This window comes from Curvibacter sp. CHRR-16, from assembly GCF_018474005.1.
Taxonomy (GTDB): domain Bacteria; phylum Pseudomonadota; class Gammaproteobacteria; order Burkholderiales; family Burkholderiaceae_C; genus Allorhodoferax.
This window is the reverse complement of sequence record NZ_JAHCSH010000001.1, coordinates 472,410-487,782: the sequence shown is the minus strand read 5'-3', so window position 1 is coordinate 487,782 and position 15,373 is coordinate 472,410. Positions and strand designations below refer to the sequence as shown.

General features: G+C 58.1%; 15 protein-coding genes, 1 other RNA gene and 1 pseudogene. 13 read left to right on the top strand and 4 right to left on the bottom strand.

What is annotated here, in order from left to right; translation table 11 throughout:
• The first annotated feature begins 47 nt into the window (after positions 1-47).
• The 4 genes from ompA to ssrA all read left to right on the top strand — a co-directional run bounded on the left by ompA (position 48) and on the right by ssrA (position 2,572).
• Entirely contained in the window at positions 48-704 is a 657-nt protein-coding gene (ompA, locus tag KIK84_RS02265; protein ID WP_214121346.1) for an outer membrane protein OmpA, read from the top strand.
• A 60-nt stretch (positions 705-764) separates the two neighbouring features.
• Positions 765-1,517: a bifunctional 2-polyprenyl-6-hydroxyphenol methylase/3-demethylubiquinol 3-O-methyltransferase UbiG gene (ubiG, locus tag KIK84_RS02260; protein WP_214121345.1), complete on the top strand. Its 753-nt coding sequence runs from the start codon at positions 765-767 to the stop codon at positions 1,515-1,517.
• Positions 1,514-2,182: a phosphoglycolate phosphatase gene (gph, locus tag KIK84_RS02255; protein ID WP_214121344.1), complete on the top strand. Its 669-nt coding sequence runs from the start codon at positions 1,514-1,516 to the stop codon at positions 2,180-2,182. The genes ubiG and gph overlap by 4 nt, the downstream gene beginning before the upstream one ends.
• A gap of 13 nt (positions 2,183-2,195) precedes the next feature.
• Positions 2,196-2,572: a transfer-messenger RNA gene (gene ssrA / locus KIK84_RS02250) on the top strand.
• A 42-nt stretch (positions 2,573-2,614) separates the two neighbouring features.
• Here the strand turns inward: ssrA and KIK84_RS02245 are convergent.
• Both KIK84_RS02245 and KIK84_RS02240 read right to left on the bottom strand, forming a co-directional pair.
• Positions 2,615-3,577, bottom strand: coding sequence for a bifunctional helix-turn-helix transcriptional regulator/GNAT family N-acetyltransferase (locus KIK84_RS02245; protein ID WP_214121343.1), 963 nt, complete (start codon positions 3,575-3,577; stop codon positions 2,615-2,617).
• 126 nt (positions 3,578-3,703) lie between these two features.
• Positions 3,704-5,056 carry a malic enzyme-like NAD(P)-binding protein gene (locus KIK84_RS02240; RefSeq protein WP_349815887.1) on the bottom strand — a complete coding sequence of 451 codons (1,353 nt, stop codon included), beginning with the start codon at positions 5,054-5,056 and terminating at the stop codon, positions 3,704-3,706.
• A gap of 160 nt (positions 5,057-5,216) precedes the next feature.
• On the opposite strand from KIK84_RS02240, the gene KIK84_RS02235 reads away from it, so the two are divergent.
• From KIK84_RS02235 to KIK84_RS02210, 6 genes are all read left to right on the top strand, one after another.
• Positions 5,217-6,422: an MFS transporter gene (locus KIK84_RS02235; RefSeq protein ID WP_214121342.1), complete on the top strand. Its 1,206-nt coding sequence runs from the start codon at positions 5,217-5,219 to the stop codon at positions 6,420-6,422.
• A 28-nt stretch (positions 6,423-6,450) separates the two neighbouring features.
• Positions 6,451-7,326, top strand: coding sequence for a thymidylate synthase (locus KIK84_RS02230; protein WP_214121341.1), 876 nt, complete (start codon positions 6,451-6,453; stop codon positions 7,324-7,326).
• 167 nt (positions 7,327-7,493) lie between these two features.
• Complete coding sequence (locus tag KIK84_RS02225) at positions 7,494-7,685, top strand: hypothetical protein (protein ID WP_214121340.1); 192 nt, start codon at positions 7,494-7,496, stop codon at positions 7,683-7,685.
• 254 nt (positions 7,686-7,939) lie between these two features.
• Complete coding sequence (locus tag KIK84_RS02220; protein ID WP_250207682.1) at positions 7,940-8,362, top strand: GFA family protein; 423 nt, start codon at positions 7,940-7,942, stop codon at positions 8,360-8,362.
• A 515-nt stretch (positions 8,363-8,877) separates the two neighbouring features.
• Entirely contained in the window at positions 8,878-9,312 is a 435-nt protein-coding gene (locus tag KIK84_RS02215; RefSeq protein WP_214121339.1) for a GNAT family N-acetyltransferase, read from the top strand.
• Between the two features lie 325 nt (positions 9,313-9,637).
• Complete coding sequence (locus tag KIK84_RS02210) at positions 9,638-10,000, top strand: cupin domain-containing protein (RefSeq protein WP_214121338.1); 363 nt, start codon at positions 9,638-9,640, stop codon at positions 9,998-10,000.
• A gap of 177 nt (positions 10,001-10,177) precedes the next feature.
• On the opposite strand, the gene KIK84_RS02205 is transcribed toward KIK84_RS02210, so the two are convergent.
• Positions 10,178-11,974 carry a mechanosensitive ion channel family protein gene (locus tag KIK84_RS02205; protein WP_214121337.1) on the bottom strand — a complete coding sequence of 599 codons (1,797 nt, stop codon included), beginning with the start codon at positions 11,972-11,974 and terminating at the stop codon, positions 10,178-10,180.
• On the opposite strand from KIK84_RS02205, the gene KIK84_RS02200 reads away from it, so the two are divergent.
• The 3 genes and pseudogenes from KIK84_RS02200 to KIK84_RS02190 all read left to right on the top strand — a co-directional run bounded on the left by KIK84_RS02200 (position 11,939) and on the right by KIK84_RS02190 (position 13,477).
• Complete coding sequence (locus KIK84_RS02200; protein WP_214121581.1) at positions 11,939-12,241, top strand: cupin domain-containing protein; 303 nt, start codon at positions 11,939-11,941, stop codon at positions 12,239-12,241. The genes KIK84_RS02205 and KIK84_RS02200 overlap by 36 nt on opposite strands.
• 15 nt (positions 12,242-12,256) lie before the next feature.
• Positions 12,257-12,838: pseudogene (locus KIK84_RS02195) on the top strand (glutathione S-transferase N-terminal domain-containing protein); the annotation flags it as partial.
• A 99-nt stretch (positions 12,839-12,937) separates the two neighbouring features.
• On the top strand, positions 12,938-13,477 hold the full coding sequence (locus KIK84_RS02190; RefSeq protein WP_214121580.1) for a dihydrofolate reductase: 540 nt from the start codon (positions 12,938-12,940) through the stop codon (positions 13,475-13,477).
• A gap of 14 nt (positions 13,478-13,491) precedes the next feature.
• On the opposite strand, the gene KIK84_RS02185 is transcribed toward KIK84_RS02190, so the two are convergent.
• A complete protein-coding gene (locus tag KIK84_RS02185) occupies positions 13,492-15,327 on the bottom strand; it encodes a GGDEF domain-containing protein (protein ID WP_250207681.1) in 1,836 nt (611 codons plus the stop codon).
• Between the last annotated feature and the right edge of the window lie 46 nt (positions 15,328-15,373).

The following is a 15,373-nucleotide window of genomic DNA, read 5'->3' as shown; positions in this document are numbered from 1 at the left end:
ATTCCAGAATACGTTTCACACTCTCTACAAACTGCGAAGGAAGACGCATGACAAAGATGAACAAAGTTGCCATCATGGTTGCAGCCTTGGCCATGGCCACAGTGGCTGGCGCTCAAGAAATCCACAACTGGCGCAATGCTGGCGGCGAAGTCTGGAAAAACGCATCTGGCGAATGCTGGCGCGATGCCAGCTGGACTCCAGCCACTGCTGCTCCTGGTTGCGGTGGTGAAGCCACTGCTGCAGCGCCTGCTCCCGCTGCAACAGCCGCTGCCCCTGCCGCAGCAGCCGCTGCTCCTGCTGCCAAGCCCGCTGCAACAGCCGCTGCCCCTGCCGCAGCAGCCGCTGCTCCTGCCAACAAAGTCAGCTACAAAGCTGACACATTCTTTGACTTCGACAAGGCTGTTCTCAAGCCCGAAGGCAAGGCAGCACTGGACAAACTGGTTGCCGAAATCAAGAAAATTGAATTGGAAGTCGTTATCGCAGTGGGTCACACCGACTCCGTGGGTACTGACGAATACAACCAAAAACTGTCCATCCAGCGCGCTGAAGCCGTGAAGGCTTACTTGGTGTCCAAGGGCGTGGAAAAGAACCGCATCTACACCGAAGGCAAGGGCGAGAAGCAACCTGTTGCTGACAACAAAACTTCTGCTGGCCGTGCCAAGAACCGCCACGTAGAAGTGGAAGTGGTTGGCACCAGCAAGTAATTTGCACCCAACCGGCAAAACCCGCTTCGGCGGGTTTTTTTATGGATTTTGCAAACCGCCATGACCACACACGCTACCCACTCTGACGCCGCCACATCCAGCAACGCATCGCCTGCCGAGCTGGCCAAATTCGCCGCCCATGCCCATCACTGGTGGGATCCCCAAGGGCCGCTGCACACACTGCATGCCATCAATCCCTTGCGCTTGGGCTGGATTCAAAAAGTCAGCCAAGGGCTGCACGGCAAAACCGTGCTGGACATTGGTTGCGGTGGTGGTTTGCTCAGCGAAGCCATGGCCAAGGCTGGCGCAGCATCGGTTACGGGTATTGATCTGGCCCACAAATCCATTAAAGTGGCCCAACTGCATGCCATGGAAGCTGGGCTGAACCATCTGCACTTCCAAACTGTGGCTGCTGAAGACATGGCCCAGCAGCAGCCCGCTAGTTTTGACGTGGTGACTTGCATGGAAATGCTCGAGCACGTGCCCGATCCGCTATCCATCGTCAAAGCCTGCGCCGACTTGGTTCGCCCCGGTGGTTGGGTCTTCCTCTCCACCATCAACCAATCGCCCAAGGCATTTTTTCAAGCTGTTTTGGCAGCGGAATACATCATGGGCATGGTGCCCAGAGGCACCCACGACTACGGCAAATTCATCCAACCTACGGTGCTGGCTGCCATGTGCCGTCAAGCCGATTTGGACGTACAAGAATTCACTGGCTTGACCTACAACCCACTGACCCGCCGCTACAAACTCACCCCATCCGTGGACGTGAACTACTTCTTGGCGGCACGCAAACCAGGACTGGCTGCATGAGCACACACCACCCTATCCGCGCCGTCTTGTTCGACCTAGACGGCACCTTGGTGGACAGCGCCCCCGACTTAGCAGGGGCAGCCAATCAAATGCGCCTGAACCGGGGCCTGAGCGCCCTACCACTGGATGACTATCGCCACATGGCCGGAGCCGGGGCCCGCGGCCTGCTGGGCATTGCCTTTGGGGTCAAACCCGACGATGCCCACTTCATCGCCATGCGCGATGAGTTTTTGACCCTCTACCGGGCGCGCTTGTCCCTACTCACCCGCCCTTTTGACGGCATAGCCACCTTGCTAGCGGCATTGCAAACCCGCTCTATACCGTGGGGTATTGTCACCAACAAGGTGGAACGGCTCGCCGCCCCACTGGCGCAGCAAATAGACTGCCTGCGCCCCTGCCCCGTGGTAATTGGGGGCGACACCACCGGCTTTGCCAAACCGCACCCCCAACCCTTGCTGGAAGCGGCCAAACGCTTGGGCGTTGACCCCACGCACTGCCTGTATGTGGGCGACGACGAGCGCGACATCGTGGCCGGCAAAGCCGCAGGCATGCGTACTGCTGCAGCCACCTATGGCTACATAGGCCAATGCCACTGGCAAGAATGGAACGCCGACAGCGTGATTCATTCCCCTGCCGAACTGCTGGACATGCTCGATATCGCCTAGAATCCTTTCTTTCGGGGCTGCACTGGTTTCGACGAGGGTGCGGAATCGATGTGGTGCATGTCGAGCTGAATGTGCTCGTAAAACAGATTCAAACAAACTAACTGCAAACGACGAACGTTTCGCACTCGCTGCTTAATAACCAGTGAGCCTTACAACGGCAGGCCGATGGGCCGGGCAAGGGTGGCGCAAGCTGTCCAGGCTGTAAGGTCATTTTCATCGGCTGGCTCGCGTCCGGGTACCTTGGACGAGGGTGAGACAAAAGGGTACTGGCCCAATGTGCAGCGTGCGACTGCGCGGCACACTGGGTAAGACTCAAATCAGACCGCTACGCATGTAGATCCGCTCGAAGATGGCTTTCGGACGGGGGTTCAAATCCCCCCAGCTCCACCAAATCCACTAAACCAACCGCACGCGGTTGGTTTTTTTATGCCGTCACGCGGATGGACTAGCCCTGCGCGTGAACTGCTGCTCGATGACGGAACTACCCCACTGGCTACCCTGCTCCTCGTGCATGAGCACAAAGCCCCATTCCTCGTACAGCTTGCGTGCCGCATCGAGCCCCTTGAAAGTCCATAGCTGGGTAGCGGCAAAGCCTTGGCGGTCACAAAAAGCCAATGCCTCGGCCAGCAGGCGGCGTCCCACCCCTACACCGCGACAGCCATCCTCCACAATGAACCAGCGCAAATGGGCTTGCTGCTGGCCAAGGTCTTGTCCATCTATGGCCACCGCGCCCACCACTCTGTCATGGTATGTAGCCACCCAAATGCCATTGCATGGCTGATCCAGCCTAGCGACGAATTCGGCCATGCCGGTGGCCACCTGACTCTCAAAAAACTGTCCAAAGCCTGCGTGCTTGGCGTAAAAGCTGGCATGCATCTCGGTCACACGCCCCACCAAGCCAGGACGGTATCCCGCGCTCACCGCGATGGCATCGGGCTTCTTGGCTGGTGCGTCAGCACTGCGGCCTACTTGAAGGGCCTGGGCATAGGCTGCAAGGCCTTGCGCCACGGTCTGCTGCTGGACCCCATTTAGCTGTTGCATCGCACGGTGAACTTGGCTTTGCCCATAGGCATGAATAGCCTTCACGGTCCGCTCACCTTGACCGGTGAGTTGCAAGTGCTTGTACCGCCCATCAGCTTGCCCGGCTGACTCAGCCAACTCCCCTGCCTTGACCAGTTTTCCCAGCATGCGGCTGACACTGGATTTTTCCAAGCCCAGCACCTGCACCAGCTGGGCCGCCGTCATGCTGCCGTGGGCACTTATCTCCAACAAGGCATGCACTGCGGAGGGCGAGTAGTCGGTTCCTGCCAATGTGGGATGCATAAAACCCAGCTCGCGCACCATGGCGCGCGATGCGGCGCGTATCTCCTCAACCAATGACAGAGCAGCGTCCATCTGCAGTCCTTTCAAGCATATAGTTGTATAATACAACCATACACCAAAGAGATACCAATGGCTCTGCCAAAGAAAAAGGCCTCCAGCGCAGTGCTGGAGGCCTTTTACATAGCGTAACGCTGGGGTTTACGCAGCGTTGAGCTTGCGGGCCAGTTGGGCCAAGCGGGCGCTGTAGGCCTTGGCGTCAAAAGCGCGGCGGGCAATACCGCTCTCTACCGCAGCTTGCGCCACGCGCAGCGACACGGATTCGAGCAAGCGCTTGTCCAGCAAAGTGGGCAGCAGCTTGTTCTTGCCAAACGCTTCGTCAGCACGGGCCAAATCGGCCAGCGCCAGCACAGCGGCTTTTTTCATTTCTTCGTTGATCTGGGCAGCCCCCATGTCCAGCGCAGCGCGGAACAGGTAGGGGAAGCACAGGGCGTTGTTCACTTGGTTGGGGTAGTCGGAACGGCCAGTCGCGGTAATGGCTTCGGGCACAGCAGCTACCACCAACTCGGGGCGGATTTCGGGTTCGGGGTTGGCCAAGGCAAACACCACGGGCTTGGCAGCCATGCTGCGCACCATGTCTTGGTTGACCGCGCCGGGGCCAGACAGGCCCAAGAACACGTCGGCACCCACCAACGCATCACCCACGGTACGGGCAGCGGTGTCGCGCGCCCACAGGGCTTTCTCGCCGTCGTCGCCCTTGGCACCACGGCCGGTGTAAATCACGCCCTTGGAATCGCACACCACCACGTTGCGCTTGTCCAAGCCCAAGCTGACCAGCAACTCCAAGCAAGCGATAGCGGCAGCGCCCGCGCCGTTGCAGACCAGCTTGACGTTTTGCAGGGTCTTGCCTTGCAGTTGCAGGGCGTTGATCAAACCTGCAGCCACCACGATGGCGGTGCCGTGCTGGTCGTCGTGGAACACGGGGATAGACAAGCGCGAACGCAGCGCGCGCTCGATCTCAAAGCACTCAGGGGCTTTGATGTCTTCTAGGTTGATACCGCCAAATGTAGGGTGCAGGCTGGCGATGGTCTCGATCAGCTTGGCGGGGTCGGTTTCGTCGATCTCGATGTCAAACGCATCAATGCCCGCAAAGCGCTTGAACAGCACCGCCTTGCCTTCCATCACCGGCTTGCCAGCCAGCGCGCCGATATTGCCCAAGCCCAGCACGGCAGTGCCGTTGGTGATCACGGCCACCAAGTTGCCCTTGGCGGTGTATTGGTAGGCCAAAGCGGGATCGCGCTCGATCTCCAAGCAAGGCACGGCCACGCCGGGCGAGTAGGCCAAGGCCAAATCGTCTTGGCTGGCTACGGGCTTGGTGACGTGGATTTCAATCTTGCCGCCGATGTCATCGCTGTGTTGGGCGCGGTGGTAGGCCAGCGCCGCCTCTTGCAGATTGAACTCGGTTTGCGCAGGAGCCAACTGCTCTTGCTGGGTGGAAGTACTGCCTGAAGCGGCCTGCATTTGGGTTTGGTTGGACATGCTGATGGAAGTCATCAATTAGGGAAGTTGCGGATTCTGCGACTACGCAGCCCTCTTTTTCAGTCTCATGACAAAAACACCATGCATAAGTTTTATAGCTTTATGCATGCATATGTTTTTTTGCCTCATCCCTGTGCAGGGCGCACCGCCACGGTGCCCACCTAGAATCAACCGCATGCCCCACTCCCCCACCCTGCTCATCCTCATCATCTACTTGGCCTTTATCAGCTTGGGCTTGCCCGACGGGGTGTTGGGCGTGGCCTGGCCCTCTATCCGCGAGCAAATGGCCCAACCGCTGGACGCGCTGGGCCTTATCAGCATCACCCTCACGGCCTGCTCCGCCCTGGCCAGTACCCAGGCTGCCCGTTTGAGTGAGCGCTGGGGCACAGGCTTGGTGGTGGCCGCCAGCGGGCTGATGACAGCGCTGGGGCTGCTGGCATTTTCTTTTGCCCCCAGCTTTGCGGTAATGGTGGCGCTGGCCGTGCCACTGGGTTTGGGTGCTGGCGCGGTCGATGCCAGCCTGAACCACTTTGTGGGCAGCCACTATTCCCCCCGCCACATGAGCTGGCTGCACGGTTGCTGGGGCATAGGGGCCAGCGCAGGGCCATTCATCATGGGCTTGGCCTTGGCAGGCCAGCTAGGCAATGGCAACGGCGTAGGCCACTGGGACAGCGGCGTGCGCAGTATTGGTTTTATGCAACTGGCGTTTGCAGCTGTGCTGTTTGCTAGCTTGGCCCTGTGGCGGCACGCCCCGCAAAGCACTGCAGCACATATGCCCAGCGAAGCAGGCACAGAGCCAGCCCCCGCACGCGACTCCACCCTGCTGCGCTGGCTGGCCCCGCTGTGCTTCTTGTTCTACGTGGGGGGCGAATTGGGCACGGGCATCTGGGCCGCCAGCATCTTGATAGACAGGGGCCACAGCGCCAGCCAAGCCAGCTGGTGGGTATCGCTGTACTTTGGCTCCATCACCAGCGGGCGCTTTGTCATAGGGGCCATGGCCAACCGCATTGGCAACCGCCGCCTCATCCTGCTGGGCGGCGTGGTCGCCTTGCTGGGGACGGTGGTGTTCATGGCGCAGCCCGTGCTGGGCGCGTGGTCCAACGCAGGCCTCATCCTCATGGGCTGGGGCTGCGCGCCCATATTCCCGGCCATGATGCACGAGACCAACCGCCGCTTTAGCCCCCAGTGGGCGCAGCGCATGGTGGCACGGCAAATGATTTTTGCCTACGCTGGTTCCTCCCTCGTGCCCGCTGCTTTGGGTGTGCTGGCGCAGCACGCCGGGCTGGGTGCAGTCATGCCCGTGGTGGTGCTGTTCATGGCGCTGCTGCTGGCACTCAACGCATGGGTCAACCGCCTGCACGCGGGTCTCTACAATCGCTAAGCCATTCTCTTTTTCTGCCTGCAAAGCCATGCCACAAGCCCCCGCCCCCGCCACCACCACTTCCCCCAACACCAACCCACGCCCCGTGCGCAGCCAGTACGAAGACTTCATGCGCCACGTGTACACCACCGGGGTGCACAAAGGCGACCGCACCGGCACCGGCACCAAAAGCGTGTTTGGCCACCAAATGCGCTTTGACCTGAACGAAGGCTTCCCGCTCGTCACCACCAAGAAGGTGCACCTGAAAAGCATCATTTTGGAACTGCTGTGGTTTCTGCGTGGCGACAGCAACGTGCAGTGGCTGCAAGAACGCGGCTGCACCATTTGGGACGAATGGGCGCGCGCCGACGGCAGCTTGGGCCCCGTGTACGGCGTGCAGTGGCGCAGCTGGCCCACCCCGGACGGCGGGCACATAGACCAGATAGCCGACGTCATCCAAACCCTGAAAACCAACCCCGACAGCCGCCGCATCATCGTGAGCGCCTGGAACGTGGCCGAGCTGGACAAAATGGCCCTGATGCCCTGCCACGCGTTCTTTCAGTTTTACGTAGCGCCCGCTACCGAGCCCGGCGGCAAAGGCAAACTGAGCTGCCAGCTCTACCAGCGCAGCGCAGACATTTTCTTGGGCGTGCCGTTCAACATAGCCAGCTACGCCCTGCTGACGCACATGGTGGCGCAGCAGTGCGACCTGGACGTGGGCGACTTCATCTGGACCGGCGGCGACTGCCACATCTACAGCAACCACCACGAACAAGTGGAACTGCAACTAAGCCGCCAGCCATTTGCCTACCCCACGCTGAACATCAAGCGCAAGCCGGACAGCATCTTTGGCTACGAGTACGACGACTTTGAAGTGCTGAGCTACGAATGCCATCCCGGCATCAAAGCGCCGGTGGCGGTGTGAGGCAAGGCTGCGGCGACTTTGTCGTTTTTGTTATGCCTGTGCATTCAAACAGCAGCCAGCCGTAAGTGCTTGATATTGAAAATGAATAGGGAATTTTTCAAACCACGTTACCCGGCAGGCTGCCATGTTATCCCGCAGAATTGCGGGATATATCAAAGTTGGGCATCATGAACAATAGCACCGTGCCTGAATCGGAACCTCTCTTCGATGAAAGCGAAGCCGAAGGTTTTATCGGCAAGCATTTATTAGTTGGTGTCACACGCTGCACCCGAACCGGTGAAGTCATCGGGCATGAGCAATTCCATGGCGAAATCATTCGCGCCAGCCGAAAGGACGGAATCATCCTGCGTCTTCACTGAAGCAAGGAAGAGAGGTGGCTACCCCCAGATCTAAGCCGGCTGGAGCCTGCGTCACCAGGTGAGTACCGGCTCAAAGGATCTGGCGAGGTCGTCATAGATCCAGACTTTGTGTCTACCTGGACGGTCTATCCGTCTGAGAGGGTGTAGAAATGAAGCCGATGATGCCCAACCCATCATTCCACCGGACCGCCTTCGGCGGCCGGTGAATTCAAACGTTGGGCCGCTTGCAAAAAGAACTGTATTTATATACAGTAATGACCTTCAACAACAAAGGAAGCGTGATGCTGCAAGGAAGCTGCTGCTGTGGAACCGTGAAGTTCAAGCTCACAAGTCCCCCAACGATGATGGGCACCTGTCACTGCACACGGTGTCGCAAGAGCGGTGCGAGTACGTTCGTTTTCGTCAAGCGCGATGCCTTCGAACTTCTCTCTGGTGCCGAGTCCATAACCACGTACAAGCCAGAAGCACCATACAAGTACAACCGTTGCTTTTGCTCCAAGTGCGGTTCGTCGCTCGGTGAAGTCACATCGACCAACGAATCGTTTCCCGTGGCAGCAAACTGCTTCGACAACGAAATTCAACTAAAGAATCTCTTTCATGAGTTCGTTAAAGAGAAACCAAGTTGGTACGAAATCAGCGATGACGCTAAGCAGTTTATGGAACACCCACATCAATAGCACGCAATTCCAGCGGCCCAACCCGTCATTCCACCGGACCACCACCGGCGGTCGGTAAATTCAAACGTTAGGCATCTGAGAACAGCGAGTCCGCGAAGATGAACCGATGGAATATTCCTGAGTGGCTTGAGAATGAGGTGGTCGCCCGAGACTCTCGATGTGTTTATTGCGGAATCACATTGGGATCATGCGGCACCCGAAAATCAAAATCCTCATGGGAGCACATCGTCAACGATGAGCGAATCATCACAAGGGAGAATATTGCTTTGTGCTGCATGTCCTGCAACTCAAGCAAGGGCGCGAAACTGTTGGAGGTTTGGCTAACAAACTCCAAGTATTGCGAGCGCAAAGGCATCAACAAAAATACGGTTGCACAGATCGTTAAAAATGCACTTATTTCACCACCATCGCTTGCCTAACAATTCCGTCAAGAGGGACCGCCCACAAGCTGTGCTTGTGGGTTCCCTTCGCGGCTTCGCCGCTACGGCGGCCCCTTACGTCAAACGTTAGACCTCATGACCGCCTTCTCACTCCTTGCTGCGTCCGAGCATGATAAAGACTTCATTTTTGAAGCCTTCAAGGTCTCAATGCGAGAGTATGTTGAGTGGGCTTGGGGATGGAACGAAGAGTTGCAGCGCAATGGTTTCTGGACAAATTTTTCGGTTGAAAAATTCAAAATAATTTGTATTTCGGGGCAAAGTGCTGGAGCACTTTATGTCGAGGAGAGCGACCAACACCACTGGGTCCGAACGATCTTTCTGAGGCCAGAGTTCCAAGGGCTAGGAGTGGGGTCAGAATTGCTTGCTCAAGAAGCTAATCGAGCAAAAAGCGTCAGCAAGAATTTGGTGCTGAAGGTCATAAAGATCAATCCGGCAAAACGCCTCTATGACCGCTTAGGTTTCAAAGTCGTGAAAGAAGACGATGCTACATACCATATGCAATTGGTCTAACATGGCATATATGGACTCCCCCACAAGCGCAAGAAACTGATCGAGTGGGGGCCGTTGGGTAAAGCACCTGCTGCTCAATATATCCGGCATCTGAAGTGGACTCTGTTGTGGTCCGTGCCGACATGAAATCTGCGTCACCAACGCGCCAGCTTGTTGGCCAGCGCACACGCCGCCTTGTTGTGGTTGCTGCGTGCGCCCACAGGAATAGCAAGACCAAACTCACGGCAGAAGCCACGCAAGTCGTTGATGCGTGAAGTGCGTGTGCTAGGCCCTTCGTGCTCGGCTTAGTTTTTGCGTGCTTTGCAAAACAACTCTCGGAGCAAGTATGAGCAGCCAGCGCGTATTCAAATCAAGTGATCACATGCAAGTGAGCGATGGAGAGCCTATTCGTTCAGTTGTCCAAGAGTCCGTGCACTCGGTCAACGTCGCTTGGCATGTCGAACCGGGACAAACTATTGCCCCCCACACGCATCCGCAAGGCCAAGACACATGGACTATTCTCTCCGGTCACGGCGAGTATCAAATCGACGAACAGGGCAACACCGTTAAGGTTACGCTTGGCGACGTCGTCGTAGCAAAACAGGGGGAAGTGCACGGCGTCAAATGCACGAGCCTCGAACCATTGCGGTTCATTTCCGTAGTTGCCCCAATCGAAGCAGGTTATGTTCTTATTCCACCACGCACCTAACTGCAAGCGAGGTATTTGTGGCAGAAGTAAAAATGTGGATTAGCGCAAAAACCTAATAGTGCTGCTGCCACTCCTGCATTGGAGTAAGTTAACAGCAGCAATATTTTGCCTTTCGGCTCAAGTGCGGCGTTCGGGCAAATGTCATCCGAGCGGCTTCTCGGTGCATGAATGAAGTATTCAATCTGCAGACTGCTGCGCGGAAGCTGCGTACCAATTTTCCTTCTTCACAATCTTCTCCTGCGCAGGATCTGCTTGGTAGTGCGGAGACATAATCTGTATGCCGTATTCGTTGAACACATCCTGAATGTTGGCATGCAGTGCGCTGAGCACTTCGGCACGTGAGCGCGGCTGTGATGGAATAGCCTGACAAACAAGACGATATTCCGGGTAAAAATCCGATAGCGCTGTCTGAAAAACGCGTGGCTGTGGCTCATCCAGCACGTGTTCAGTGCGCCGTGCAGCCTCACATAGCATGGCTTGAACTTGACGCCAGGGCGTGTCATAGCCAATAGTCACTGTGGCGTCTATTACGAAGCCCTGCCCCTGCACTGTGCGCGAATAGTTTTTAGTAGCCGTACCAATGATGACGGAATTTGGCAGAGTTATTTCCTCTCCAAGCCCCGTGCGGATGCGCGTGGTGAACAAACCAATCTCGGTGATGGTGCCTTCGTGATCGCCAATGCGCACGTACTCCCCCATCTTGATGCTGCGCGTGTACATCAGTATCAAACCACCAGCAGCTTGCCCGACCATGCTGGAGGCACCAAGCGAAATCATCAGACCGACAAGCACCGACATCCCGCGAAACGCTTCTGTTTGTGCACCCGGCAGGTAAGGAAAGGCCATAGCCAATGCAAACAGCCAGATCAACACACTGGCCAAGCGCCGACTGATGACTGCAGTATCTTGATCAATCAGACCAAGATCCAGGTGGCCTGCCGCAACGCGATCGAACAACGGGCGCAGCATGCGAATGACCGTACGGGCAACCAAAAAGACCAACCCAGCAATGAAGAGATTGGGAATCGCTGAAGCAATGCCAGAAAAAATCAGCAGCACAGAATCCAGCAAGTACGCGTGGAGTTGCTCGCCCCAGGCACGCGTAAAGGGGAAACGGCTCAGTGAAAAACTCAGCCATTCATATACCAGCAGCAGTGTTGCGCTCCAATACAGCAAGGTCAGGAGCGCACTCACAACATGCAGCACTCGCTCACCAAGCATCAAGGCCGGGCCAGCAGGATCAAACGCATGCATTGCACGCCCCATGCGCTGCAGTGTCCAACTGGCGATGAAACGATACAAACGGTTCAGTCCCAGCCAGAGCAGGATGGCAATCAGTGTTGCAGCCAACACATAGCCCGCTTCCCGAAGCAGCGCTGACATATCACGGGTCTCTTGCTTCTCGCGCACCACTGTTTTCAAGGCTTGCACACTGGCTGCGAGCATGGCATCACGCGTTTGGCCGCTCACGGTGTCGACATCTTCTGGGCCAAAGGATAGGGCAGCGACATCGTCTAAGAGGATCAAACTCAATTCACCCTCGCTGCGCACACTGACCACGCCAGGGCCACCGCGATCCAACAGTTCAAGAACGTTGCGCTGGGTGCGGCGTGCACGCTCTTGCGCACCAACACCAAACAAGGTAGAACGAAAGGTGGCAAGCGGGCGATTGAAGATTGTGACCTGGGCTTCTTCGGCACTTGGAGCAGCAGTGGTTGTGCTGGCCCCCGATGTTGAAATGCACAAGTAGCACAGTGCAGTGCCTAGGCAGAAGCGCCACAGTACCCCGTAAAGTTTTTGTTGCCAACGCATAAGAAGTCTTGTACAGCCAAGTGATCTTGGAATATACCGCGCCACCAGACTGATTTTTGCCCCTAAGAAGGCTGCTTCGCACTGCAGCGAGAGACAGTCAGAGCGACTTTTACAATCCCAACCATGCTGACCGTCATTAACCTGAACGAACAAGCCGCCCAACTGGCATCCAGTTGGAAATCCAAAGTGCTGGGCAACCCTGCAGGCGTGAACTTCAAGGTGCTGCGCATGGACGGCAGCCCCTACCCCGACGAAGTGCACGACTTTGACGAAGCGCTGTTGGTCATCGATGGCTGCATGCGCCTGGACATACAAAGCCAAGTAACAGAGGTGCACACGGGCGAAGTGTGCATAGTGCCTGCGGGTATGCCGCATGGCGTGGCAGCGGGCAGCCACGGCACGCTGGTAATCATCGACCCGCGTGATTAACGCTGGACCGCTGCAGTGAACCCCACCACGCCCCTCCTCTACACCTACCGCCGCTGCCCCTACGCCATGCGCGCCCGCATGGCTTTGCTGGTGGCGGGGGTGGGGTTTGATGCGCACGAAATCGTGCTGCGAGACAAGCCAGCAGCCATGCTGCGCGCTTCGCCCAAGGGAACGGTGCCGGTGTTGGTGCTGCCAGACGGCGCGGTGCTGGAGCAAAGCTGGCACATAGTGCAGTGGGCTTTGATGCAACCCAACGCCACGGCAGACGTACAGCGCTGGTGGAGCGCGGCGCAGACTGCGGACAACGTGGCCCTGCTGCAGTGCAACGACGGGCCGTTCAAACACCACCTGGACCGCTACAAATACCCCGAGCGTTTCGCGGGCGAAGCGGGCAACACCCCGGCGCTAAGCCGTGAGGAACACCGCCAGAGAGCCGTGGAGTTACTGCTGCAGCCGCTAAACACACGCTTGGCCGCAGCCCCGTATTTGGGTGGTGATGCGCCCTGCGCTACGGACATTGGCCTATTCCCCTTCGTGCGGCAGTTTGCGGCGATAGACCCTGCTAGGTTTGACGCCCTGCCACTGCCCCACCTGCACCGCTGGCTGGCGGGGTGGGTGCACAGCCCGCTGTTTGCAGCGGTCATGCACAAGCTGCCCAGCAATGCAGTGTGCACCTGGCCGCATAATCACCGCCCTATGTCCAGCCCCAATCCCTCCAGCCAACCCCGCATCCACCTCATCTACGCCCGCGCCAGCAATGGCGTTATTGGCAAAGACGGCACCATGCCCTGGCATTTGCCCGAGGACTTGGCGCACTTCAAGCGCACCACGCTGGGCTGCCCGGTGGTGATGGGTCGCAAAACGTGGGATTCGCTGCCTGCGCGCTTTAGGCCGCTGCCGGGGCGTTTGAATGTGGTCATCAGCCGCCAAGCAGACTGGCTGGCCAGCACTGGATTTACCGATAAAAACAGCCTGCAGAGCGCATGCAGCTTGCTGGAGGCGCTACAAATTTGTGAGCAAACTACCTCACAGCAAGCGGTGTGGGTCATGGGGGGGGCGCAGATTTATGCCCAAGCCGAACCACTGGCCAGCCGCGCGGTGGTGACCGAGATAGACCAAGCGTATGACGGAGATGCCTACGCCCCCACGCTGGGGCCAGATTGGCGCGAAGTGGCCCGCGAGCGCCATGTGGCCGCCAGCGGACTGGGCTACAGCTTTGTGACTTACGAGCGCTAGTGCTAGGGCGGGCGCTAAGGCTCGGCCACCACGTGCAGCCCGCTGGGGGCTGACTTGGCCATGCGCTTGGCCACGGCGGCGTGGTTGGCGACGTCGTCCGCGTCACGGTACTGGGCGTGCTGCACCACCACCGCGCCCACGGACACCGTGGTGCACGGGAAAAAGCGCACCACGCCATCGCGCCCCTCGGCCTCTATGCCGCCCTGCTCTATGGCTGCGGGGTCAAACAGCGTGCGCGCCTCTTGGGCAAACTGGGCTATGAGCTGCTCGCAGCGCTGCTGCCAGTCCGCACTTTGGAACAAGATGAGAAAGTCGTCCCCGCCAATGTGTCCCACAAAGTCGCGCTGCGGGTCGGCGTACTGCACCGCCAAGCGGGCCAAGAGGCGAATCATCTCGTCGCCGCGCCAGTAGCCGTAGTGGTCGTTGAAGGGCTTGAAGTGGTTCAAGTCCAAATAGCAGGCCACAAAGCTGGATTCCTTGTCCAGCAAGCGGCGTATGTGCAGGGTGATGGGGATGTTGCCCGGTAAAAAGGTCAACGGGTTGGCGTGGCGGGCGGCTTCTAGGCGCAACTCGGTGACCGAGCGCACCAACTGGTCGCCCGTGCCCAGCCCCACGTAGCGGCCATTCTCGGTGACGATGAAGCCATCGCTCAGGTAGCGCTGGTCTTGCGAGGTGAGGATGCCCACCAGTTCCTCGATGTCGTGGCTGCGCTCGATCAGGCGCGGCTCCACGTTGGCATTCATGAGGCAGGGTTTGCGGCCGTACACCTCGCGAAAGTACAGCGTGGCATAGCGGTCCATGAACAGCTGGCGGTTGATGATGGCCTGCGGACGCTCCGCTTGCACCACTGCCAAAGCATGCAAACCGGGATGCTCTTGAAACAGTTTGGCTACATCGTCATTGGTGGTTTGTGGGCTGACCGCCGGGGCATAAATGACCGACAAATGCCGCAGTTGGCCCCGGTGTACCACCTGACGCTGCTGGGGCAGCACGGCCACTGCGGTGTCGTGCAGCACTTGTTGGGCTTGGGGCAGAACCTCGGCTTGCACCACGGTTGTGGGTTGGCCCAAAAAATAACCCTGACCATACGACAAGCCCAAGTCGCGGATGACACGCAAGTCCGCTTCGTTTTCTATGCCCTCCACCACCAAGGCGGTGTTGAAAACGTCGGCAATTTGCAGCAGTGCTTGCAAGGTCTTGAGTTTGTCCGCCTTGGTGCTGATGCTGTGGCTGAAATACTTGTCGATCTTCACGATGTCAGGCCGCAATTGGGACCACAGGCGCAAGCTGGAGTGACCATCGCCAAAATCGTCCAAGGCCAAAGACAAACCCACGGCATGCAGGGCGCGGGCGATCTCGACCATGGCATCCATGTCGCCCACGCGTTCGTGTTCGGTGATTTCCAGTACCACCATGCGCGGCAGCACCCGCAACTGGCGCATGGCTTGCGCCAGTGTTTGCGCCCCGCCCACGGCCACCAGTTGGGATAGCGCACCGGCGCTGATGTTGATGAACAAACGCCCCGGTTGTTGCAACAAACCCCAATGCCGCAAGGCGCAATAGATGCAGTACAGCTCAAGCTCGTAAAGCACGGCTTCCTCGTGAGCCGCAGCAAACAGGGCTGCGGGCGACTGCAGTGCATGGCTAGCAGGCCCGCGAATTAACGCTTCATGGGCGTAGACAGTCCCTGTATGCAAATCAGCAATGGGCTGAAATGCCACAGCAAGCGCATTGGCTCGCATCAACTGCGCTACGGGGCCCCGACCATTTTGTACTGCGGGCCAAAACTCGCGCGCGAGCAGGCCCATCTGGTCTATTACCGGGCTAGGTGTCCGTTCTGGATCCAACATGCCGGCAGTAGACTACAAATTAGTGACAAATACGTGACAAACCCCA